The 22,941-nt window shown below is 66.8% G+C and carries 16 protein-coding genes; 8 read left to right on the forward strand and 8 right to left on the reverse strand.

Features of this window, described 5'->3' with window-relative positions:
* Nucleotides 1-103: 103 nt before the first annotated feature.
* The 4 genes from DQG17_RS19020 to DQG17_RS19035 all read right to left on the reverse strand — a co-directional run bounded on the left by DQG17_RS19020 (nucleotide 104) and on the right by DQG17_RS19035 (nucleotide 5,273).
* The gene (locus tag DQG17_RS19020; protein WP_116134456.1) at nucleotides 104-1,078 is read right to left on the reverse strand and encodes a sugar-binding transcriptional regulator; all 975 of its coding nucleotides are present in this window, start codon (nucleotides 1,076-1,078) and stop codon (nucleotides 104-106) included.
* A gap of 128 nt (nucleotides 1,079-1,206) precedes the next feature.
* A complete protein-coding gene (locus DQG17_RS19025) occupies nucleotides 1,207-2,139 on the reverse strand; it encodes a TIM barrel protein (RefSeq protein ID WP_116134457.1) in 933 nt (310 codons plus the stop codon).
* Between the two features lies 1 nt (nucleotide 2,140).
* On the reverse strand, nucleotides 2,141-3,652 hold the full coding sequence (locus tag DQG17_RS19030; protein WP_116134458.1) for a glycerol-3-phosphate dehydrogenase: 1,512 nt from the start codon (nucleotides 3,650-3,652) through the stop codon (nucleotides 2,141-2,143).
* A gap of 55 nt (nucleotides 3,653-3,707) precedes the next feature.
* Nucleotides 3,708-5,273 (reverse strand): FGGY-family carbohydrate kinase, encoded by a 1,566-nt coding sequence (locus DQG17_RS19035; protein ID WP_116134459.1) that lies wholly within the window; start codon nucleotides 5,271-5,273, stop codon nucleotides 3,708-3,710.
* 480 nt (nucleotides 5,274-5,753) lie between these two features.
* Between DQG17_RS19035 and DQG17_RS19040 the strand changes: the two genes are divergently transcribed.
* The 8 genes from DQG17_RS19040 (at nucleotide 5,754) to dhaL (ending at nucleotide 16,650) form a co-directional block, all read left to right on the forward strand.
* Nucleotides 5,754-6,410: a DUF2291 domain-containing protein gene (locus DQG17_RS19040; RefSeq protein WP_116134460.1), complete on the forward strand. Its 657-nt coding sequence runs from the start codon at nucleotides 5,754-5,756 to the stop codon at nucleotides 6,408-6,410.
* Entirely contained in the window at nucleotides 6,407-8,746 is a 2,340-nt protein-coding gene (locus tag DQG17_RS19045; protein WP_232829508.1) for a sugar-binding domain-containing protein, read from the forward strand. The genes DQG17_RS19040 and DQG17_RS19045 overlap by 4 nt, the downstream gene beginning before the upstream one ends.
* A gap of 15 nt (nucleotides 8,747-8,761) precedes the next feature.
* Entirely contained in the window at nucleotides 8,762-9,823 is a 1,062-nt protein-coding gene (locus DQG17_RS19050) for an ABC transporter permease (RefSeq protein ID WP_116134461.1), read from the forward strand.
* A 106-nt stretch (nucleotides 9,824-9,929) separates the two neighbouring features.
* Nucleotides 9,930-10,877 (forward strand): D-ribose ABC transporter substrate-binding protein, encoded by a 948-nt coding sequence (locus DQG17_RS19055; RefSeq protein WP_116134462.1) that lies wholly within the window; start codon nucleotides 9,930-9,932, stop codon nucleotides 10,875-10,877.
* Nucleotides 10,878-11,359: 482 nt separating this feature from the next.
* The gene (locus DQG17_RS19060; protein ID WP_198666208.1) at nucleotides 11,360-12,307 is read left to right on the forward strand and encodes a substrate-binding domain-containing protein; all 948 of its coding nucleotides are present in this window, start codon (nucleotides 11,360-11,362) and stop codon (nucleotides 12,305-12,307) included.
* 64 nt (nucleotides 12,308-12,371) lie between these two features.
* Nucleotides 12,372-13,868 (forward strand): sugar ABC transporter ATP-binding protein, encoded by a 1,497-nt coding sequence (locus DQG17_RS19065; RefSeq protein WP_116134464.1) that lies wholly within the window; start codon nucleotides 12,372-12,374, stop codon nucleotides 13,866-13,868.
* On the forward strand, nucleotides 13,861-14,859 hold the full coding sequence (locus tag DQG17_RS19070) for an ABC transporter permease (RefSeq protein ID WP_116134465.1): 999 nt from the start codon (nucleotides 13,861-13,863) through the stop codon (nucleotides 14,857-14,859). Before DQG17_RS19065 ends, DQG17_RS19070 begins: the two co-directional genes overlap by 8 nt.
* Nucleotides 14,860-14,862: 3 nt before the next feature.
* On the forward strand, nucleotides 14,863-16,650 hold the full coding sequence (gene dhaL / locus DQG17_RS19075; protein ID WP_116134466.1) for a dihydroxyacetone kinase subunit DhaL: 1,788 nt from the start codon (nucleotides 14,863-14,865) through the stop codon (nucleotides 16,648-16,650).
* A gap of 17 nt (nucleotides 16,651-16,667) precedes the next feature.
* On the opposite strand, the gene DQG17_RS19080 is transcribed toward dhaL, so the two are convergent.
* The 4 genes from DQG17_RS19080 to DQG17_RS19095 form a co-directional block, all read right to left on the reverse strand.
* Nucleotides 16,668-17,642, reverse strand: a complete 975-nt coding sequence (locus tag DQG17_RS19080) for a sugar-binding transcriptional regulator (RefSeq protein WP_116134467.1) — start codon at nucleotides 17,640-17,642, stop codon at nucleotides 16,668-16,670.
* 514 nt (nucleotides 17,643-18,156) lie between these two features.
* Nucleotides 18,157-20,631, reverse strand: a complete 2,475-nt coding sequence (gene torA / locus DQG17_RS19085; RefSeq protein ID WP_116134468.1) for a trimethylamine-N-oxide reductase TorA — start codon at nucleotides 20,629-20,631, stop codon at nucleotides 18,157-18,159.
* Complete coding sequence (locus DQG17_RS19090) at nucleotides 20,628-21,302, reverse strand: molecular chaperone (protein ID WP_116134469.1); 675 nt, start codon at nucleotides 21,300-21,302, stop codon at nucleotides 20,628-20,630. Before DQG17_RS19090 ends, torA begins: the two co-directional genes overlap by 4 nt.
* A complete protein-coding gene (locus tag DQG17_RS19095; RefSeq protein WP_116134470.1) occupies nucleotides 21,299-22,927 on the reverse strand; it encodes a c-type cytochrome in 1,629 nt (542 codons plus the stop codon). The genes DQG17_RS19090 and DQG17_RS19095 overlap by 4 nt, the downstream gene beginning before the upstream one ends.
* Nucleotides 22,928-22,941: the final 14 nt, after the last annotated feature.

Raw genomic sequence — 22,941 nt, forward strand, 5'->3', positions numbered from 1 at the left:
TGTCCGGGGCGTCGTCGCTAACCCAGATCAGCGGCGGGCCCGGCAAGATCGGTTGCAGCCGATGCAAAGCCTCCCCGAGCCGGCGGGCGAGGCGGCCCATGCGTCACTTCGGGCGACGATCCTTGCCGGACAGCAGGGCGCGGGCGGTGCGTTCGTCGGTGATCAGCCCCGACAGCCAGCCGCTGTTCAGAACGGCGCGGATCGCGCCCAGCTTCTCGCCCCCGCCCGCCAGCGCGACGATGCTGTCGCTGCGATCCTCGCGGAACGCAACCGACAGGGTGCGCGCGGTCAGCGTCGTCTCAAGCCGGTTGCCGGCGCTGTCAAAGAAATGGCCCAGCACCTCGCCGATGCCGCCGGCGCGGGCGATCTCCTCGATCTCGCTCTGCTCGATCATCCCCGAGGCGACAAGCTGGGTTTCGGTGTCGACGGTGCCGATGCCGACGATCTTCAGCGGGGCGGCCTCGGCCATCTGGAACACCTCGGCCACGCCCTTCTGCGCCAGCAGCACCTCGCGATCCTCGACACTGTTGGCAAAGAACGGCACCGGCATGACATAGGCGTTTGCGCCGGTCTTTTCGGCCAGAAGGTGCATCACGTCATGCGGGTTGGCCGAGAAGTTGCGCGTCAGCCCGCCCAGCAGCGACACGAACCGCAGCCCCCGCGCCTCGAACCGCGGCAGGTTGCGCACCGCGGCGGCCAGGGTGCGGCCGTGGCCGATGCCCATGGTCGCGATCTCGCCCGATTCGAGCCAGCGCCGGATCATCGCCGCCCCGGCCATGCCGAGCGTGCGCAGCGGCAGCCCGTCCTCGCCCAGATCGGGCGCGACGCGGCAGATCTCGAGCCCGAAGCGGTCGGACAGCGCGGCCTCAAGCTCGATACATTCGATGATGTCGCCGTCGATCGAGACCTTGACCGCGCCCTCGGCAACCGCGCGCGCAATCAGCCGGTGCGCCTTGACCGAGGGCACGCCAAGCCGCTTGGCCACGGCCGATTGCGTAAGCCCGCCGATGTAATGCAGCCAGGCCGCACGGATTGCCAGGCTGTGGTCGCTGTCCTGCGGGGATCTATCGCGCGGCATCCTGCATTCCTTTGTTCCTGCACCCCGATCCGGCGGCGGGCCGTCAGGTTTCGGGCACCGGCCTGATGCGGGTTTTGCCGCCCGTTGACAAGACCGCGCGCCCTAAGCGACCGCGGCAGGCAGGGCGTTCAGACGCGCAGATCCTGCACCCCGGTGTCGATATGCGGCGCCCAGAACCGGACGCTTTCCGCGATCTGCGCCACCACCTCGCGGTCGTTCGGCTCGCGTTCCTTGAAGCTGAGCTCAAGGCAGATCTCGTTGTCCTCTGCGCCGCCCTTCGCAAAGGCCGCCAGCAACGGCGCGGGCTGGACCCGGCCACGGGCGTTGAAGTCGGCGGTGAACGGGCGGTGGCCGCCCTTGTCCATCAGGCTTTGCTTGATGTGGATGATCGGCGACACCCTGGGGACGGCCGCGGCCCAGGCATAGGGGTCGACATCGGCGGGGTCCGGACTGGTCAGATCGCCATGGTCGATGTCGGCCATCATCCACATCGGGATCGCCATGTCGGCAGCCGTCAGCCTGTCTTGCAGCGCCAGGCTTGCCGCGATCGTCTCGCCGAATTCGCGCCCGACGCTCATCGGTTCCCAGAAGACGTACCGAAGGCCCGCGGCCTTGGCGTGTTCGGCAACCTCGGCCCAGCAGTCGATGGCAATCGCGATCAGTTCCTCGCGCCGCGCCGGATCGTCGAAATCGCGGTAGGTGAAGATCGCGAATTGGGTTCCGACGGACTGGCCGCCGAGATCGCCGATGATGTCGGCGAAGGTCTTGAACCAGTCGACATAATACCGCCGCACGTCGCGGTCGGGGTGTCCGAAATGGTTCAGCCGCCCATAGGGCCCCGTCATCCCCGAGGTGACCCGCGCGCCGGTTCGGGTCAGCGAGGCCGCCATCGCGCGGGTCACGCGCCGGATCACCGGGGCGGGCCAGCTCGGGTTGATGAATTCGTGGGTCAGCTGGATGTCGCGCAGCCGGATCTGGCGGGCGATGGTGTCGATCAGGTCGTCCGGTTCGGCAAAGCGGTTGACCAGCGGGTTGGTGTTGAGCGACAGCGTCAGGCCCATGTCACGCGGCCTTTGCCACGGCATGGTCGAACCACTCGGCAAAGGCCGCCTGTTCGTCGGTTGACAGCTGCAACCGGTGCTTGGTGCGGCGCCACAGCACGTCCTCGGCGGTCAGCGCCCATTCCTCGGCCACCAGATAGCGCGCTTCGGCCTCGTAGAGGTCGCCGCCGAAATGCCGGCCAAGATCGGCCAGCGACCGGGCCTGTCCGACGATCCGCGTCACCCGCGTGCCATAGAGCCGGGCATAGTGCTGGCGCAGCGAGCGCGGCATCCAGGGGTAGTCGGTCTTCAGCTTGTCGGGGAACGCCTCGAAATCCTCGTTCTCGATATCGCCGCCGGGCATCTTGGCGCGTTCGGTCCAGGCCGGTCCCATCTGCGGGAAGAACCGGGCGATCCGGTGCAGACCGCGTTCGGCAAGCTCGCGATAGGTGGTGATCTTGCCGCCGAAGATGTTCAGAAGCGGCGCGCCCCCGGTCTCGTCCAGATCGAAGACATAGTCGCGCGTCACGGCCGAGGGGTTGCCCTGCCCGTCGTCGAACAGCGGCCGCACCCCCGAGAAGCTTTCCAGCACATCCTCGCGCCGCAGCTTTTCCTTGAAATAGCGGTTCACGGCGGCGATCAGATAGTCGATCTCGGAGTCTTCGGCCGTCACATCCTCGGGCCGGCCGTCATAGGAGATGTCGGTGGTGCCGATCAGCGCCTTGTCGCCCTCGTAGGGGTTGATGAAGATCACCCGCTTGTCGTGGTTCTGCACCAGATAGGCATTCGCCGTGTCCCAGAACTTCGGCACGATGATGTGCGAGCCCTTGACCAGCCGGACATTGCGCTTCGAGTTCGACCCCGCGACCCGTGTCACCACATCCGAAACCCAGGGTCCGGCGGCGTTCACCACCACCTTCGGCTCATACACACGGGTCTCGCCGGTCAGCGAACTGGTGGTCGTGACGCGCCACACCCCGCCCTCGCGCCGGGCCGAGGTGCAGGGGCTGCGCGTCAGCACGACCGCGCCGTGTTCGGCAGCATCGATCGCGTTCAGCACGACAAGCCGGGCATCGTCCACCCAGCAGTCGGAATATTCCAGCCCGCGCCGGTACTTGTCGAGGATCGGCGCGCCTTCGGGATCGCGGTGCAGATCGAGCCTGCGGGTGCCCGGCAGCTTCTTGCGCCCGCCGAGGTGGTCATAGAGGAACAGGCCGAGCCGGATGAACCACAGCGGCCGGTCCGCGGGCGAATGCGGCAGCACGAAGCGCATCGGCCAGATGATGTGGGGGGCCGCGTTCATCAGCACCTCGCGTTCGATCAGCGCCTCGCGGACCAGCCGGAACTCGTAATATTCGAGGTATCGCAGCCCGCCATGCACCAGCTTGCCCGAGCGTGACGAGGTGCCCTCGGCCAGATCGTCCTTTTCACAAAGAACCACGCTCAGCCCCCGGCCGGCGGCATCCCGCGCGATCCCCGCGCCATTGATCCCGCCACCGATCACGAACAGGTCGATCTTTGGAATATCCGTCATCTGAGTTCTCCCTTCGCCGCGCAGGCCGCGGCATGGTTCGTTGCGCGGGGTCCGCTCACGCGCCGTGCGCCCGGCTGGCCGCAAGGCTGGCCCAGACGGGTTCAAGCGCGACGCGGGCCTCGCGATAACAGGTGAAAAGCCGGTCATAGACCTGCACCAGCGCCGGGTCGGGCGGTTCGGCGGCGCCCAGCAGCGGCGTCGTCCATTCGGCAATGCAGGCGTCCATCGTGCCGTAGGCGCCGATTGCGACGGCAGCCATCATGGCGCAGCCCGCGGCGCCGGCTTCCTCGCGCGCGGACACCCGGACAGGCGTGTCGAGCGCGGCCGCAAGCACCCCGCGCAGGGCTGCGGATCGTGCCGCCCCGCCGGTCAGGCGCAGCTCGCGCGGCATCTCGCCCATGGCGGCATAGCAATCGCGCGCCGCCATCCCCAGACCCTCGACCACCGCCCGCAGCAGGTCGGGAAAACGGTGCGCCGCGTTCAATCCGACAAACCCCGCGCGGGCGTCGGCATCGACAAAGGGCCCGCGTTCGCCCGCCTCGGAGATATAGGGGTGATAGATCAGGCTGCCGGGGCGCGAACGCTGCATCCAGCCGTCGATCCGCGCCATCAGGTCCGCGTGACCGGGCGGCGTGCCGGTTTCCGCGATCAGGTCCTCGGCGAGCGACAGGATCCAGTCGACATTCAGCGTTGCCGCCATGTTGGTCTGAACCTGGGTGACAAGGTCCGGCACCGGCAGGCAGATGACATATCCGGTGCCCTCGGCGTTCAGCCGCACCGCATCGGCCGTCACCGCCCGCATGTGAACCCCGGTCGAACCGACGGTGGAACAGGCGGCCCCGGCGTCGCCGGTGTGTACCCCGGCCCCGAGCGCCGTCATCACCATGTCGACATAGCCGAGCGCGACCGGCGTGCCGGCGGGCAGCCCGATCTCGGCCGCCGCGGCGGCGGTCAGCGGGTGGGTTATCTGCGATCCATCGACGATCTCGGGCAAGAGCCCGCGGCGATGCCGAAGGCCGAGCGCCCCGATCACCACGTCGCTGTAGGCGCGGCTGCGGAAATCGCCGAAGGTAAAGCTGGCCTCGGACGGGTCGGTCGCACGCACCCCGGTCAGGTTCAGAAACAGCCAGTCCTTGCAGTGCAGCGCGACCTCGGCCGCGTCGAGCAGATCGGGGCAGTGGCGGTCCATATGCGCGATCTGCGCGCCCTGCTGGCAGGTGTTGAGGCCGGTTCCCGTCGCCTCGAACCGGGCGCGGTCGGTGGCCGCGGCCGCCAGCCGGCGCACCGTGGGCGCGGCACGCGAATCGAGCCAGAGCCAGGCATCGCCCACCGCCGCATCGCCTGCGCCGACCAGCCAGGTGCCATCGCCCTGCCCGGTGACGGCCAGCGCCGCGACCCTTGCGGCAAGCCCGTCGATCCTGTCGTGCAGGCCGCGCAGCGCGGCGACGCAATCGGTCCAGGTGCGCGGCATCGATTGGGTGACCGCCCCGCCGGGGCCGGTGGCATAGGAATTTCGCACCGATGCGCTGGCCAGTTGCCGGCCCGAGAGGTCGAACGCCACGGCCTTCAGCACGGATGTGCCCGCGTCGATTCCGACAATGATGTCGTGCCTCGCTGTCATCGGCTCCCCTCCCCTGATCGGCCTGCGCCTGCGATGGTTCGCAGTCTGGCCGCCCCCTTCCGATTCGCTCCCGACGATCCGGTTTCTGCGGTGTTTCGGACGCCCTCTGGCGTGTTGGCGCCGCCGCCACGCAACGGCGGCCAGCCGTTTCGACCGCTTCTGACCAATAGCACGTCTTTTTTGGCTTGAGTGATTTTTTTTGCAGACAGAGTAATTTTTTGCACCTATGGTTGGTTCAATCGGTCGCATCCGCAGAGAGGCGCCGACAGCAGTTTCGGGATGGGCCAGAGGGGGAGTCCGGGCCCGGTCGAGGCTGTGAAGGGGAGGAGAACGGCCATGGCACCGCTGCCGGGGCAAACGTATCTCCATGACATGATCTGACGCCTTTTCAGGCGATTATCTGACTCTGCGCCGTGGATACGGCGTGACTCACCCCAGCCAGAAGTTGCCCGCCGGGCCAGGACGAGAGAGGGGACCAAGATGTCGACAACCGAAGCCAGGACCCGACACGCCGCACGGCCGGACCGCACCGCATGGGTCCTCGGGCTGGTCGCGGTTCTGCTGCTTGGCGGGATCGCGCTCGACACCAAGGTGGTGCGGATCGGGTCCGATCAGGATGTCCGCCAGCAGGTCTTCGATCCCGACAGCTATGGCCGCGACCAGTTCCCGCGGATCCGCGACATGGTCGCGAAACGCGCCCCCGACGCGGCAGAGCTTGCCACGGCGATTGCCGCGGACAAGGACGCCGCGATCGCCAAATACGGCACCCCGGCCGGCGTCGGGGCCGTCATGCCGGTGCGGCTGACCGGCGTCGTCGGCGCGGGGAAATCGGGGGTGTTCACCCTGTCGGTCGAGGGCATCCCCGAGGCCACCACGGTCCGGGTCCAGACCGGCCCCGCAATCAACGGCACCGATCTGCGCGACATACCGGGCGACATCAGCTTTGGCGAATTCACCAATCAGATCGAATACCAGAACGCCGGATCGGGCATCAACCGGGCGATGGCGGCCGAGGTGCTGACCGGTCTCGACCGCGCCAGCCTCGAGGGGCGCACCGTGGCCGTGACCGGCGTGTTCCGGCTGATCAACCCGAAGAACTGGCTGATCACGCCGGTCGATTTCGAGGTGCAGCCATGATGCACGCCGATACGCTCGATCTGCCGAGACCCGCGCCCGACACTGCGCCCGACACCGCGGAAATCGTGCTGGCGGCCCGCGACGTGTCCAAGTCCTATGGCGCGGTCAAGGCGCTGAAGGGCGCCAACTTCGACGTCCGGCGCGGCCAGGTCACGACGCTGTTCGGTGAAAACGGCGCCGGCAAGTCGACCCTGATGAAGGTGCTGTCGGGGGTGATCCGGCCGACCTCGGGCGAGTTGATCCTCGACGGCAAGACCGTCAGCGTCAGCTCGACGGTCGAGGCGCGCGACCTAGGCATTTCGATCATCCACCAGGAGCTCAGCCTCGCGCCCAACATGAACGTCCGCGACAACATCTTCATGGGGCGCGAGATCCGCGGCCCGATGGGCGTGGACTTTGCCGAGGAGGAACGCCAGGCCCGCGCGCTGATGGCGGAACTGGAAGAGGACATCGACCCGCTGACCCCGGTCGAGGATCTGCGGCTCGGCCAGCAGCAGATCGTCGAGATCGCCCGCGCCCTGTCGGTGAATGCCCGCATCCTGATCATGGACGAGCCGACCTCGGCGCTGTCGGCCTCCGAGGTCGAGGTGCTGTTCAAGGTCATCGGCGATCTGAAGTCCCGCGGCGTGTCCATTGTCTATATCTCGCACCACCTCGAGGAGGCGTTGCAGATCACCGATCATGCGGTGGTGCTGCGCGACGGCACGATGACGGCCTATGCGCCGCGCACCGAGATCGATCTGGAGTGGATCGTGCGCAACATGGTCGGCGAGAACTTCGACCTCGGCTCGCCGCCCCTCGGCCATGAGTTCGGGCCCGTGGCGCTGTCGATCGAGGGGCTGAGCATTCCGGCCCCCGGCCGCAGCGGCGATCTGCTGGTCGACCGGCTGTCGCTGAAGGTGCGCGCGGGCGAGATCGTGTGCATCTATGGCCTGATGGGCGCGGGCCGCACCGAGTTGATGGAATGCATCGCCGGGCGGATGCCAAGCTCGGGCGGGCGGGTCCTGCTCGGCGATCGCGATCTGGCGGGGCTGAGCATTGCCCAGCGGATCGAGATGGGGCTGGTGCTGACCCCCGAGGATCGCCAGCGCGACGGTCTGGTGCAGACGATGTCGGTCGGGCAGAACCTGTCGCTTGCCAGCATCTCGGCCTTCACCAAGTGGATGTTCACCTCGCGCAGCGCCGAACAGGCCATCGTCGACAAGACGATCCGCGAGGTCACGATCAAGACCGATGGCGGCGGCGCGGCCATCGGGTCGCTGTCGGGCGGCAACCAGCAGAAGGTCGTGATCGGCAAGATGCTGGCCACCGAACCGCGCGTGATGCTGCTGGACGAACCGAGCCGGGGCATCGACATCGGCGCCAAGGCCGAGGTCTTCGGCCTGCTGGCCGAGGGCGCGCGCAAGGGGCTGGCGGTAGTCTATTCGACCTCGGAGGTCACCGAATGCCTGTCGATCGCGCATCGCATCGTCGTGATGCACAAGGGCCGGATCTCGGCCGAATTCGGCCCCGACGCCAGCAAGGAACAGATCATGGCGGCCTCGGGCGAGGTCGACCTGCGCCAGCACCTGATGGCGCGTTTCGGCCTCGATCACTGCGAGGTCGTCTCCGACCTGCATCAGGACGAACTGCCGCTGGGGCCGCTCGGCATCGCCGGTGGCGGCTTTCTGTCGGCACAGATCGACCGCACGCCGGGCCTGCTGATCGGGGCCGGCCACGGCCGCACGCTGCGCGCCGCCGTCGACACCCTTGCGCCGCGGGCGGCACCGGGCCTGAGGCTCGTGTCGCTGATGGGCGGGCTGACGCAGGGCGCCAACGCCAACCCCCATCAGATCGTCAATCGCCTGTCCGATCTGACCGGCGCCGAGGCGGCCGTGATGCCGGTGCCGTTCATGGCCAACAGCCTTGAGGACCGCGAGGTGCTGCTCAGCCAGAAGGAGGCCGCGCGCGCCTATGCCCTGGCCCGCGGCTGCGACCTGATGCTGGCCGGGATCGGGACCACGGGCAATGAGGCCGAACTGGTCAGCACCGGCATGATGGAGCCCTCCGAGATGGAGGAAATCGCCCGCGCCGGCGGCGCCGGCGAAATCCTTGGCCACTTCTTCGATGCAAACGGCCGGCCGGTCGAGAACCAGACCACCCGGCGGATCATCACCCTGCCGCTCGACGATCTGCGCGCCGGCCGGATCGTCGCCATCGCCGGCGGCCGGCTGAAGGTCGGGGCGATCCGGGCGGTACTGGCCAGCGGATTGCTGAACGGGCTGATCATCGACGAACACACGGCACGCGCAATCGTGGAACTGGAGCAGGCCTCGGCCCTGCCCGCGCTGCACTGAACGGGAGCTTTCACCATGACCGACGTCACCACCAATACCAAGCGGCGCGCATCCGGGGTGTTTTCCTCCCTGCTGGGCGAGAATTTCAGCCTCGGCCACGCCTTGCTGGAGGGGCGCGCCTTCTTTGCGCTGATCGCCATCATCGTGGTGTTCTCGTTCCTGTCGCCGAACTATGCCACCATCGGCAACTTCCTGATCATGGCCAACCACGTGGCGATCTTCGGGCTGCTGGCAATCGGGATGCTGCTGGTGATCCTGAACGGCGGTATCGACCTGTCGGTCGGATCGGTGCTGGGGCTGTCGGGCGTCTTTGCAGGCTTCCTGCTGCAGGGGGTCGAACTGCAATGGGCGGGGGTGATCCTGTATCCGCCGGTCTGGGCGGTCGTGGTGCTGACGCTGGCGCTTGGCGCCATGGTGGGGCTGGTGAACGGCCTGCTGGTCGCGATCTTCAAGGTGCCGGCCTTCGTGGCGACGCTCGGCTCGCTTTATGTCGCACGGGGGGTCGCGCTGCTGATGACCAACGGGCTGACCTATAACAACCTGTCGGGCAAGCCCGAGCTTGGCAACACCGGCTTCGACTGGCTGGGGTTCAACCGCATCGCGGGCGTGCCGATCGGGGTCATCATCCTCGCGGTTGTCGCCGTCGTCACCGGCCTGCTGCTGACGCGTTCGGCCTTTGGCCGCTGGCTCTATTCCTCGGGCGGCAACGAACGCGCGGCCGAGCTGTCGGGCGTGCCGGTCAAGCGGGTCAAGATCACCGTCTACATGCTGTCGGGCGCCTGTGCGGCGATTGCGGGGCTGGTGCTCAGCTCGCAGCTGACCTCGGCGGGGCCATCGGCGGGGTTCACCTATGAGCTGACGGCGATTGCCGCGGTCGTCGTTGGCGGCGCCTCGCTGATGGGCGGGCGCGGCACGGTGCGCGGCACCATGCTTGGCGCCTTTGTCATCGGCTTTCTGTCCGACGGCCTCGTCATCATCGGGGTGTCGTCCTACTGGCAGACCGTCTTTACCGGCGCGGTCATCGTGCTCGCCGTCATGCTGAACTCGATCCAATACCGCGGCGGGGCACGGCATTGACCCACCGCATCCGAATTTCGCACGAACCCGGGCCGGAGGAGGCCAAAGGTGCGGAAAATGTTGCCGGAGATCCGGCGCACAACACCCCAAAGGGAGAGGACAACCCATGAACAAGATCACCAAACGCGCCCTGCTTGCCGCCGTCGCCGCCCTGCCGCTGATGGCAGGATCGGTCTGGGCCGACGGCCTGATGTCGATCATCGTCACCGACCCCGCGAACCCCTACTGGTTCACCGAAGGCGAGGTCGCCAAGGCCACGGCCGAGGAACTGGGCTATACCGCCAATGTCGCGGCGCACAAGGGCGACACCAACGTCGAAAGCAACCTGATCGACGCCGCGATCACCAACAAGGCGCGCGCGATCATCCTCGATCCGGCGAACGCGGATGGCTCGATCGGGGCGGTGCGCAAGGCAATCGACGCCGGGATCCCGGTGTTTCTGGTGAATGCCGAGATCAACGAAAGCGGTCTTGCGATTGCGCAGCTTGTCTCGAACAACGCCCAGGGCGCGGCGCTTGGCGCGATTGAATGGGTCGACCGTGTCGGGGACCAGGCGAATTACGTCGAATTCTTCGGCAACCCGGCCGACAACAACGCCGCCACCCGGTCGAACGGCTATGAAACCGTGATCAGCCAGTATCCGGACCTCGTGCGCGTGGCCAAGGAAGTGGCCAACTGGGACCGCACCCAGGGCTATAACAAGATGCAGTCGATCATTCAGGCGACGCCGGACTTCACCGCCGTCATCTCGGGCAATGACGAAATGGCGCTTGGCGCGATTGCGGCCCTGAAAGAGGCCGGGATGCTCGACAAGGTGACCGTGGGCGGGTTCGACGGCTCGCCCGATGCGGTGGCGGCCATCAAGGCCGGCGAAATGGCCTATACCGTGCTGCAGCCGGTCGCGGTGTTCTCGGCCGAGGCGGTCCGTCAGGCCGACCACTACATCACCACGGGCGAGCCGATGGTGGCCGAAGAAAAGCAGCTGTTCGACTGCCTGCTGATCACCGCCGACAACGTCGACCAGTACACGGCGCCCTTCACGCTGTCCGAGTAACCGACCCCTGCTCCCTCCCTCGGGAGGTGCCGTTTCCGGCACCTCCCGAACCCTCCGCACCGGCGGTGACGCGCCCCGGCCATTGCGCCCCCCGGGGGTGCGCGATGGCGCGCTGCTGGCGGATCCGGCGATTCCGCCACGTCGTGTCGCCAGTTCGCCGCAGGGTTGCAGGCACGCTGCAAGCGCAGCATCGGCGCCCGTCGCGATCCCTTCAGGCCTCCGCGGCACCCTCCCAAGATACTGACAACAGGCAATACTTGTCCCGCCGCCTATGCGCGCTGCAGGTGCACGGACGCGCCATGCGGCCAGGCGTTTCCCGGTATCTGCGGCGCCATGGACCGGGTCATTTCCCTCGCGCGACCGAATGAGACTATTGTAAATTAGATTTTACATCTGTATTGAGAGGCTGCTTCGTACCTCGAAGTATGAGGAGGAAACACCGCACATCTGCGGTGTTGAAAACAATCTGGGAGGGACCATCCGTGTCCAAATTTACCCTGACGCTGGCCGCTCTGGCCTGCAGCGTAACCGCCTTTGCCGCCGTCGCCCAAGACGCCCCCGGCACCAAGACGGCAGACAGCTATCGTTTCGTCATTGTCCCCAAAGTCGTGCACCCCTGGTTCGACAAGGTGAACGATGGCGCGCAGATGGCCGCCGTCGCCATCAAGGCACAGACCGGCTCCGATGTCGAAATCGTCTATTCGGCCCCGCAATCGGCTGACGTCGTGCAGCAGAACCAGATCCTCGAAAGCTCGATCGCGACCCGTCCCGATGGAATCGCCGTCGACCTTCTCGACCCGGCCGGCAACCGCGCCTCGCTGGAGGACGCCAAGTCCCAGGGCATTCCCCTGACCCTGTTCGACAGCGTTCCCCCCGAAGGCATGGCGATCCCCTATATCGGGTCGGATTTCTGCGAACAGGCAAAGATCGCCTCGCGCCGTCTGGTCGAGCTGCTCGACGGCAAGGGCAAGGTTGCGATCATGATGGGCGTTCCGACAGCGCCCAACCATTCGATCCGTGCCGAGTGCCACCGCGAGGTCTTTGCCGAATATCCCGGCATCGAGGTCGTGGCCGAAGGCATCGACAACGACGACATCCAGGTGGCCCAGCAACAGGCCGCCGCGATCATGCAGGCGAACCCCGAGCTTGACGGCTGGGTCGCCTCGGACGCCGCCGGCCCGGTGGGCATCGGTCAGGCCATCGTCGAGGCCGGCAAGCAGGGCGAGGTGATCCTCGTCGGGCTCGATAACCTCAACGAGATGATCGACCTGATCCGCGACGGCGTCGCCGACAGCTCGTCCGCCTCGCGGCCCGAACTGCAAGGCTACTGGTCCGTGATGCTGCTGTGGCAGCAGGCGACCGGCGCCCCGGTGCCGTCGTTCATCGACACCGGCAATGCCTTCCTCACCAAGGATAACCTCGGCCTCTGATTGCAGCCGAAAAAGGGCCGGACCCGTCCGGCCCTTTACCCTTCCTTCTGATTGTGAGGTAGCCATGGCCTTTCTGGAGGCGCGCGGCCTTGGCCGCGACTTTCCGGGCGTCACTGCGCTCGACGACGTCGACATCGACGTGGACCTCGGGCGCACCCATGCCCTGGTTGGCGAAAACGGCGCCGGAAAATCCACATTCGTCAAACTTGTCACCGGCACCGACCGGCCGACCCGCGGCACGATCCGGATCGACGGCAAGGATGTCGCCGAACACCCCGAGCAGTTCGGGCTGATCGCCTATGTGCCGCAGGAACTCAGCCTGTTCCCGCACATGACGGTCACGGAAAACCTGCTGATGCCGTTCGAGAAATCGGGCCATCGCGGGCTGGTCCGGCGCAAGGCGATGGAGATCGAGGCGCAGGGCTATCTCGACCGCTTCGGGATCGAGGCCGCGCCCTCGGATCTGGTGCGCAACATCTCGGTCCCCGACCAGCAACTGCTGCAGATCGCACGCGCCTCGACCAACACCGGCATGAAGGTGCTGATCCTCGACGAGCCGACCTCGTCGCTGACCCCAATCGAAGTCGAGCGGGTGTTCCGGGTCATCCGGGATTTCCACGACCGCGGCGTCGGCGTCGTCTTCATCTCGCACAAGATGGACGAGGTCTTTGACATCGGCCACGATTATACCGTGCTGCGCAACGGCCAGAAGGTCGAGGCCGGCAAGCTGGCCACGACCAGCGAAGACAACCTGATCCGCGCCATGTCGGGCGAGAAGCTGGAGCTTGGCTCGGCCTTCCGTCCCACGACCGCGCGGGCCGACGCCCCTGCCCTGCTGACCGTCGAACGGCTGTCGGGCGAGCGGTTCGAGAACGTGTCGTTCAACCTGCACGCGGGCGAGATCCTCGGCTTTGCCGGGCTGGTCGGATCGGGCCGGTCCGAGATCATGCAGACGATCTTTGGCTATCGCAAGGCGCGCGGCGGCCGGGTGACGATGGATGGCGCGCCCTGGGAGCTTGGCAGCACCTCGGCCAGCGTCGGGCGCGGGATGCTGTATCTGTCCGAGGAACGCAAACACCACGGCATCTTCCCGCAACTGTCGCTGCGCGAGAATATCGGTCTGTCGATCCTAGATCTGACCAATTCGCCGCTTGGCATCCGCGCCCGCAAGGAAAACGAGGCGGTCGACCGCATCATCGACGAATACGAGATCCGCACCGACTCGCGGGAAAAGAAGATCTCGCTGCTGTCGGGCGGCAACCAGCAAAAGGCCATCATCGGCCGCGCCATGGCGACCGACCCGCGCATCCTGATCTTCGACGAGCCGACCAAGGGCATCGACGTGCGCACCAAGGCGCAGATCTACGCGATCATGCAATCACTGGCCGAACGGGGCGTCGGCATCATCCTCGTCTCCTCCGAGATGGACGAACTTCGCAAATGCGCCAACCGCATCATCACGATGCACTTCGGGCGCATGACCGGCGAGTTCGATACCGAGACGACAGACAATGAAACGCTCGTAGGGGCCATTTTCTCAAGGGAGGCAGCGAATGTCTGACCTGCAAAAGGCCGACGCGGCCCAATCCAAGAACCCCGGCATGTTGAAGGCGGTGCTGCGCAACCCGCTGATGGGGGTTCTGGCGGTTCTGATCGTGATCTTCGTCGCCTCCTCGATCCTGTCGCCCTATTTCCTGACCCCCTACAACATGAGCGTCGTCGGCCGCGGCCTTGCCTTCGTGGCCCTGGTCACGATCGGACAGGCCTCGCTGATGCTGCTGGGCGAGCTCGACCTGTCGCTTGGCACGATTGGCGGGCTGTGCGGCATCGTCACCGGGATGCTGATGGTGAACGCCGGGATGAACCCCTGGCTGTCGTGCCTGCTGGCACTGTGCCTTGGCGCCGCGCTTGGCTTCATCAACGGGTTCCTGACCACGGCGCTGCGGCTGCATTCGCTGGTGCTGACCATCGGGACCGCGGGCATCTATGGCGGCGCCATCCTGGTGCTGACCCGCGGCGTTGCCATCACCGGCATCCCGCCCGAGATCCAGTTCCTCGGCCGCGGCACGGTCTGGGGGATTCCGATGCCCTTCGTCATCATGCTGGTCATGCTGCTCTGCGCCGTGTTCCTGACGCTGAAGACGCCCTTCGGCCGCTATATGTATGCCATCGGCAACAACCGCGATGCCGCCCGCATGCTGGGGATCCGGGTCGACCGGATCCGCGTGCTGGTCTTCGTGCTGGCGGGGGCGCTGTCGGCACTTGCCGGCGTGCTGCTGGTGGCGCGGCTTGGCACCGCGCAGCCCTCGATCGGCAATTCCTGGGTGCTGGGCCCGATTGCAGCCGCCGTGATCGGCGGCGTCGCCACCACCGGCGGCGTCGGTACGATCCTTGGCGCGATCTGCGGCGCGGCCATCATCGGGATCATCGAAAACATCATCGTGCTGTTCGGCGTGTCTCCCTATTGGCAGGGGATCGTCAGCGGCGCGATCGTCGTCATCGCGATTTCCTTCGATGCGATCTCGCGTCGTTGGCTGCGCAAGGAGTCCTGACCCATGAACGAGATCACACCCAAGATCGCCCGTGCGAAGAAACTGATGAATGCGCCCGAGGACATCATCCCCGAGGCCATCGCCGGAATGGTCGGCGCGCACCCCGACATGCTGCGGCTCGAAGGCGCCACCGGGCGCGCGGTGGTCGCGGTCGACGGGCCGAGAACCGGCAAGGTCGGCATCGTCATCGGCGGCGGATCGGGGCACGAACCGGCCTTTGCCGGCTATGTCGGGCGCGGGCTGGCCGATGCGGCCGCTGTCGGCAACGTCTTTGCCTCGCCCTCTCCCGAACAGATCCTCGACGCCACCCGTGCCGCCGATGGTGGCGCCGGCATCGTCTATCTCTATGGCAACTACACCGGCGACGTCATGAACTTCGACATGGCGGCGGAAGAGGCGGCGGGGCTTGGCATCGAATGCCGCTCGGTCGCGGTCTGCGACGACGTCGCCTCGGCGCCGATCGAGCGGATGACCGAACGCCGCGGCATCGCGGGCGATTTCTTCGTCTTCAAGATCGCGGGGGCGGCGGCCGAGGACGGCCGCGATCTGGACGCGGTCGAGGCCGCGGCCCGCAAGGCGCTGGCCAGCACCCGCTCGATGGGCGTCGCGCTGACCGCCTGTTCGCTGCCGCAGACCGGCAAGCCGAACTTCGAGATCGGTGACGACGAGATGGAAATCGGCATGGGTCTGCATGGCGAGCCGGGGATGCGGCGCGGCAAGGTCGGCACCGCCGATCATGTCGCCGACGAACTGCTCGACCCGATCCTCTCAGAACTCGCGCTGGCCGAGGGCGACGAGGTTGCGATCCTCGTGAACGGTCTGGGCGCCACCGGGCTGCTCGAACTCTACATCCTGCACCGCCGCGTGGCCGAGGTGCTGGCGGCGCGGTCGGTGCGCATCCACCATTCCTGGGTCGGTGAATACGCCACATCGCTCGAGATGGCGGGGGCCTCGATCACGCTGCTGAAGCTCGACGACGACCTCAAGGACCTGCTCGACAGGCCCTGCCGTACCGCGGCGCTGACCGTCGGTGCGGTCGCGGCGCCGGCCGCATCCGCGAAGGCCGCGGCGCGGATCGAAACCGCCCGCGTGCTCGACCGGGAACTGGCCAGCGCACCCGCGCCCGCGCAGAAGCTCGTGCGCGAGGGGGCGATCACGCCCGCAATCTTCCGCGCCATGGTCAATGCCGCGGGCGAGCGGATCGCGGAGGAGGTCGATATGCTGTCGGAACTCGACGGCGTCATCGGCGATGGCGATCACGGCGTCACCATGGACATCGGCTGGAAGGCGGTGCGCAAGGCGCTGGCCGACAGCCCGGCCGACGAGACCATCGAAACCTCGTGCAAGCGGATGGCGAAGGCCTTCCTCGATGCGGTCGGCGCCTCGTCGGGGCCGCTTTATGCCACCGCGTTCCTGCGCGCGGGCACCGCGGTCAAGGACCGGCTGAACCTCGATGCCGCGTCGATGGCGCGCTGGATCGAGGCGGCCTGCCAGGGCGTGCGCGAACGCGGCCGGGCGGAACCCGGCGACAAGACCATGGTCGATGCCTGGGTGCCGGCAGCACTCGAGGCGCGCAAGGCCGCCGATGCCGGCGGCGACGTGCTGGCCTGCCTCGATGCGGCCGTTGCCGGGGCGAAGGCCGGCATGGAAAGCACCCGCAATATCGAAAGCAGACGCGGCCGGTCCGCGAAGCTTGGCGAACGAGCGGTCGGCCACATCGACCCCGGCGCTGCCTCGACCACGGTGATCCTTGGCGCGATGTGCGACGCGGCCCACGCGGCCCTCGGCTAGGCCACGGCCCTGGCGCTTCAGTCCTCCAGAAGCGCCAGGGCAACCCCTTCGTTGGTGGCAAAGCGGTTGACATAACCGCCGCGCAGGATTGCCCGGATCACCAGCAGTTTCGACATCCCCCCCGACACCAGCACCGAATGCGGCTTCAGCCGCAGCTTGTCAGGGGGCAGCGCGATGATCGTGTCGTTGATGAAGTGATCGACCGGCCGGCCATCGGCGTCGATGAAACAGCCCAGCACCTCGCCCACCGCCCCCGCCGCGACGATATCGTCAAGGTTGTCCTTGATCACCCGCACCTGGGTCAGCGAACTTGTCTCGGTCACCGCACCGCAACTGACCATGGCAATATCGGCGATCTCGGTGCGCGCAAGCACATCGGTCAGCTCGTCGATCAGCAAAAGCGCGTCGCGCGCATCGGGCGTCGCGCAATAGATCGGCGCGGTCAGATAGTGGCATTCGACGCCGAGCTTCTGCGCCGCCTCGGTCGCCACATCGAAGGAATTCGACCCGGTGGCCCGCGCGATGCCGCCGATCAGCCCGACAACCCAGCTGCCCTCGCTGGGCCGGGTCGACAGCCGTTGCACCACATGCGACAGGGTGCGGCCCGATCCGATCCCGATCCCCAGGTCCTGATCCTTCAGGATCGGGCTGACCATCGCGCCCGCCGCCTCGCCGATCAGGCGTTTCTGCAGCAGGTAGTCGTCCACATCGGGCACCACGACCACGTCGATCAGACCGTATTTCTGGGCCAGCGCCTCGGCCGCGACGCGGCACGAGATCAGCGGCAGGTCGAGTTCGATCTTGACCAGCCCCTCGGCGCGGATCTGGCCGATGATCTTGTTGACCTTCAGCCGGGTAATATCCAGCCGGTCGGCAATTTCCTTCTGGGTCAGCCCGGCAACGAAATAATACCACCCGACCCGCGCACGTTCGTCGAGCGCAACGAATTCCCCTGCGACGTCCCCGACCTCTGCCCGCCCAGAATACTTCATCCGCGACTGTCTTCCGAAACCCTGTGATGTCCGTCTGGAACTGAAACGGCCATCGGACAGGCGCCATGCCAACGGACGGCACGGCACTGCCCGCGCCCTGTCAGCTTCGCGATGCGTCAGCAAGACCCTAACCGCTGGCGGCGATTGATGTCATCCCATCATCGCGCCCGAACGGCTTTCCCCGCCCGGATGCTGTGATTGCACAACATTTCGCCCGCCGGCGGCCTCATCCGGCGCCGCAACGCGGGCCGCCAACCGGGCGACCGGCTGGCCTCAGCCCTCCAGCACGATATGCACGGTGACAAGATCGGCCATCGAGGAGCACAGCACCATGGCGTCCAGCAGCGGCCAGCCGGCAATCGCGTCCGCTGGCGGCCCGCGCGGCACCGTTCCGATCCGCCTGTGACCCCGCCGCGGCCGTTTGCGCGGCCAAGATCCCCAGCCGTCCTCAACGCAGACCGGCCCTCTGTGACGCTGCACAAAGGGCCGGTCCCTGTCGCTGTCTTCGCTGCCCTCAGCCTGCCGGCTGGCTGAACACCGTCACCGGCGGCAGAACCCCGCTGTAGCGTTCGACATCGGCCATGGCGGTGTGGCCGCAGTTGCCCTGCGCCAAACGCGAGGTCGCCACCCCGGTGGTCAGGGTGTTGACGTCGCCATAGGCGTCAAGGCTGCCGATCTCGCGCGGATTGACCGGGTCGAACCAGCCGCCCTCGTTGATGCGGATCACACCGGGCCGGATCTGGTCGGTCACGATCAGCCCGGTCAGGATCTGGCCACGGTCGTTGAACACCCGCACCACGTCGCCATCCGACAGCCCCCGTTCGGCGGCATCGGCCGGGTTCATCCAGCACGGCTCGCGCCCCGCAACCGCATAGCTTTCGCGGTTCACGGTGCCGCAAAGCTGCGAATGCAGCCGCATCTGCGGGTGGTTCGCGGCCACATGCAGCGGATATTTGGTGTCCGGCCCGCCCAGACGTTCGATCGGTTCGATCCAGGTCGCGTGCGGCGGGCAATCGTCATAATCGTATTTCGCGATTGCCGTGGAATAGAGCTCGAACTTGCCCGACGCGGTGCCAAGCGCGTTCAGCAACGGGTCCTCGCGGAAGGACGCGTGACGCACGAATTCTGCCTGCGCCTCGCTCAGCGGGAATTCGAGCGGCTTGTTGCCCTCCCAGAACACCTCGAACACCGGCATTTCCATGCCTTTCGCGCGGGATTCGATCTTGGCGGATTCATAGATGCCGCGGATCCAGTCCATCTCGCTCAACCCTTGGGAATAGGCATAGCCAACCCCGAGCTTTTCCGAGATCGCCCCGAAGATGTCGAAATCGCTGCGCGCCTCGAACACCGGTTCGATGATCTTCTTCATCGGGACGATATGGCTGATGGCATAGTCGCCGACCTGTTCGATGTCGTTGCGCTCGTAGGATGTGGTCGCGGGCAGCACGATATCGGCGTGGCGCGCCGAGGCCGTCCATTGCACGTCCTGCACGATGAAGGTGTCCAGCTCGCGCCAGGCGCGCAGCATCTCGTTGCGGTTCTGGTGATGCGAGAACGGGTTGCCGCCGACCCAATAGGCCATCTTGATCAGCGGCAGCTCGATCTCGCGGCCGTTGAACTGCATGATCTTGCCGGGGTTCAGCAGCGTTTCGACGAACCGCGACACCGGGATCGACACCGCCCCGCTCTGCGCAAGCCAGGCCGCGCCCTCGGCCACCTGACCCGAGGCATCGTCGATCGACTTCAGGATCGGCGTCGTGTGGGTCGGCGCACCGCCCGAGGCATAGTGGTAGCTGAGGCCATAGCCGCCGCCCGGCAGACCGATCTGCCCCAGCATCGAGGCCAGCGTGATCAGCATCCAGTGAACCTGTTCGCCATGGTGCTGGCGCTGGGTCGAGAAGCCGAGGGCCAGCATGGTCCGTTTCGCGGCAAATTCCCGCGCCAGACCGCGCAGCGTCTCGGCCGGAATGCCGCTGATCCCCGCGGCCCAGTCGGCCGTCTTCGGGGTGCCATCGGTCTGCCCCAGCAGATAGGGCAGGAACTTGTCAAAGCCGGTGGTGTAGCGGTCGAGAAAGGCCTGATCGTGCAGCCCCTCGTCATAAAGCGTATAGGCGATCCCCAGCATCATCGCGACATCGGTCTGCGGCCGCGGGGCCAGCCAGTCGCCGTTCAGCGCCTCGCAGGTCTCGGTCCGCACCGGGTCGATGCAAAGCACCTTGGTGCCCGCCGCCTTCATCAGCGCGATGCCCGGCCAGGCACCGTGATCGGCGATCTGCCACGAGATCTGCGAATTGTTCAGCGGGTTGCAGCCCCAGAACACCATCAGTTCGCAGTTCTCGGCCAGGTTCTGCCAGGTGGTGCATTGCTCATAGACTTCGAGCGAGCCCGAGACATAGGGCAGGATCACCTGTGCCGCACCGGTCGAATAATCGCCGGTGCTGTTGGTATAGCTGCCCGTCAGGTTCAGCATCCGCCGCATGAGGGTCTGGCAATTGTGCAGCTTCCCCGGGCTTTTCCAGCCATAGGAGCCGGCGAACACCGCCTGCTGGCCATAGGTTTCGCGGATGCGGGTGATCTCGCCCGCGACCAGTTCGACCGCCTGATCCCAGCTGACGCGGACGAAATCGCCCGTCCCGCGCCCGTCGGGGTCGGCGCCCGGGCCTTGCTCAAGCCAGGCGCGGCGCACCATGGGATAGCGGATGCGGGATTCCGAATAGACCGAGTCGAGAATGCCGGGAAGCTGCGGCGAGGGCGCCGGGTCGCCTTCCCACGGCACGAATTCGACCGCGCGGCCATCCTCGACATTGCCGTAGAACACCCCCCAGTGGCTGCCCGACAGGATGCCCTTCTGCGCGCTCTGCGCAAGCGCGCCGCGGGCCAGCAGCGACAGACCGGAAAAGCCGAGCGCTGCCGCCGCCGCCGATGTCTTGAGAAGGTTGCGCCTGGAAAGCGAAGGCCCTTGCGTGGTCATGGTCGAATTGCTGGTCATAGCCTGTCCTTTCCGAACGATGTGGCGGCGGCCGCCATGTCACGATCGCCCGCCGCGGGGCGGTCCGGTGCGATCCTGTCGAGAAGCGCGATCAGCAACCGCGCCACATTGCCGTAATATCCCGCGCCATCGGCCTCGATCAGCGCGGCCGCGAAGCGGTCCGTCCAGCCGGACATTTCGCGGTACAGGCCCGCCACACAATCGGGCCGGCCCTGACGCAGCGCTTCGGCCAGCGCCACAAGCTGAACCGCGACATGGTCGGGCGGCTCGGTGCAGAGGGCGTCGAGATGCACGTCGAGCGCGCGCAGGATGATGTTCATGCGCCCGACCGCCGGACCCTGAAGCCGGCCGGTGCCATCCCACAGGCTGGCATAGGGCCCGATGCTGCGGCGCCGGAAAATGCCCTCGAACAGCGCAACGTGGCGGCGTTGCAGCGCCACCGTGATCGCGGGCGCCGAGCCCGAGGCCAGAACCGCGCAGACCGCGTCTGTCGCCTGGGACTGGCCAAGGAATGTGCCGATCGACTGCAGGGCGATCTGGCCCTGCATCGATCTGGCGGCCAGCACGCGGGCCTCGTCGGGCGGGGTCAGGAATTGCTGCGCCAGCCATTCCGCCACGAAGACAAGCTCTGGCACCTCGGATGGATCGATGTTCACGGTCAGGGTCATCATTCCACCGCCGTTTCGCCGTCGGCGTTGAGGTCCTTCGAATGGTTCTGCAGATAGGCCAGGATCAGGCGATACTGGTCGTCCGTGAACGAGGTGAACCGCTTCATCGAGTTGAGCGTGCCGACCCACTGGTTCGCCGTGAAATGCTCCTGCTGAGGCAGCACGTGGCAGGCGGCACAGGCCTTCTGATAGGTGTCCTGCCCATAGGACCACAGCGCCTGCCGGTTGGTGTTCAGATCGGCCGCATCCGACCACAGCGTGATCTCGGCCGGCACCCAGACCTGCCCGGTATCGGCATCGGTCTCGGGCGCGCCGCGCACGACGGCCGCCGCGGCGGTATCGTCCAGCACCGCGGTCATCACCCGGTGTCCCTTGGACTGATAGACGACCGAGGGCGCATCCTCCATCTGCCAGCCCTTCAGCACCAGCTGCAGCTTGTCGCCGTCGCGCGCCGCGACGTTTACAAGCGCGCTGCCAAGCAGCTTGCCCTGCGCCGGGGTGTCGGTGCCAAGCGCCGCGCCATCGAGCCAGACGTTCTTGGTCGCGACCACCGAGGCGTCGTCGTCTTGCGCGATCTCGGCCTCGGGCGAGGTCGGCAGGTTCGGCGCCGCCCGCACCACGTTCTCAAGCATGACGAGCTTGTTGGTCATGTTCGGCTCGGGCATCCCCGGCGCCGGTTTGTCGACGGCCGGCACATGCTTGAGATAGACCGCCATCGCCTGCAGGTCCGCGAACGGAAGCTGCGAGGTGTTCGCGATGATCTCGGCCATGTCGCCGTCCGAGGCGCGGCCAATCGGGCTGACCCCGGTGTGGAGGTAATTGGCAATCGCCGCCGGCGCCCAGAACCCGATCCCGGTTTCGTCCGGCGTGATGTTGGGGACATAGAACGAGCCATCGGCGCTCGGCCCGCCCGCATAGCGCTCGGACCCGATGACGACGCCCATGGCGTTGCGGGGCGAGTGGCATTCGGCACAGTGGGCCGTGCTTTCGACCAGATACTGCCCGCGGTGGTATTGATCGGCATCGACGCCGTCGGGCACCGGACCCGGTTCGAGGGGCTTGCCGTCCAGGAACGCCAGCCGCCAGACCCCGACGCCGCGGCGCAGGTTGAACGGGAATTTAAGCTCGTGGGGCGGCGCAGCCTCGGCCACCTCCGGCAGCGTCATGATATAGGCATAGAGGTCGCGGACATCGTCGCCCGACATGCGCTGGTAGGAGGTATAGGGGAAGGCCGGATACAGGTTCTGCCCGTCCGGCCACATCCCGCCGGGGCCGACACCCTCGCGCATCGCACGGTCGAATTCGGCCAGCGTCCATTTGCCGATCCCGGCGGTCTCGTCGGGCGAGATGTTGGGCATGTGGAAAATGCCGAATTCCGAGTCGAGCGCGCGGCCGCCGCCCAGAAGCGTGTCGTCGTCCTGGCCCTGTGTCATGTGGCAGGTGCCGCAGTCGGCGGTCAGATAGACGTTGCGTCCGTTCGCCAGATCGGCGCCGGCGATCTCGGGCAGATCGCGGCCGGGATGGGTCGCCGACCAGGTCCAGGGAGAGGTCAGGACCACGAACCCGAGCACACCCAGAAGGGCCGTGCCCCCCGCAATCCGGAATAGGGTATTGCGTCTTGTCGCCATGTCGCGTGCCTCCT

The sequence above is a fragment of the Tropicimonas sp. IMCC34043 genome (assembly GCF_003390845.1).
Lineage (GTDB): Bacteria > Pseudomonadota > Alphaproteobacteria > Rhodobacterales > Rhodobacteraceae > Tropicimonas.

Coding starts and splice junctions, on each gene's coding strand:
- DQG17_RS19090 (WP_116134469.1), bottom strand. CDS start 21,302: ATGATGACCCTGACCGTGAACATCGATCCATCCGAGGTGCCAGAGCTT.
- DQG17_RS19080 (WP_116134467.1), bottom strand. CDS start 17,642: ATGAAGTATTCTGGGCGGGCAGAGGTCGGGGACGTCGCAGGGGAATTC.
- DQG17_RS19045 (WP_232829508.1), top strand. CDS start 6,407: ATGATGCACGCCGATACGCTCGATCTGCCGAGACCCGCGCCCGACACT.
- DQG17_RS19050 (WP_116134461.1), top strand. CDS start 8,762: ATGACCGACGTCACCACCAATACCAAGCGGCGCGCATCCGGGGTGTTT.
- DQG17_RS19035 (WP_116134459.1), bottom strand. CDS start 5,273: ATGACAGCGAGGCACGACATCATTGTCGGAATCGACGCGGGCACATCC.
- torA (WP_116134468.1), bottom strand. CDS start 20,631: ATGACCAGCAATTCGACCATGACCACGCAAGGGCCTTCGCTTTCCAGG.
- DQG17_RS19055 (WP_116134462.1), top strand. CDS start 9,930: ATGAACAAGATCACCAAACGCGCCCTGCTTGCCGCCGTCGCCGCCCTG.
- DQG17_RS19030 (WP_116134458.1), bottom strand. CDS start 3,652: ATGACGGATATTCCAAAGATCGACCTGTTCGTGATCGGTGGCGGGATC.
- dhaL (WP_116134466.1), top strand. CDS start 14,863: ATGAACGAGATCACACCCAAGATCGCCCGTGCGAAGAAACTGATGAAT.
- DQG17_RS19025 (WP_116134457.1), bottom strand. CDS start 2,139: ATGGGCCTGACGCTGTCGCTCAACACCAACCCGCTGGTCAACCGCTTT.
- DQG17_RS19040 (WP_116134460.1), top strand. CDS start 5,754: ATGTCGACAACCGAAGCCAGGACCCGACACGCCGCACGGCCGGACCGC.
- DQG17_RS19020 (WP_116134456.1), bottom strand. CDS start 1,078: ATGCCGCGCGATAGATCCCCGCAGGACAGCGACCACAGCCTGGCAATC.
- DQG17_RS19095 (WP_116134470.1), bottom strand. CDS start 22,927: ATGGCGACAAGACGCAATACCCTATTCCGGATTGCGGGGGGCACGGCC.
- DQG17_RS19070 (WP_116134465.1), top strand. CDS start 13,861: ATGTCTGACCTGCAAAAGGCCGACGCGGCCCAATCCAAGAACCCCGGC.
- DQG17_RS19065 (WP_116134464.1), top strand. CDS start 12,372: ATGGCCTTTCTGGAGGCGCGCGGCCTTGGCCGCGACTTTCCGGGCGTC.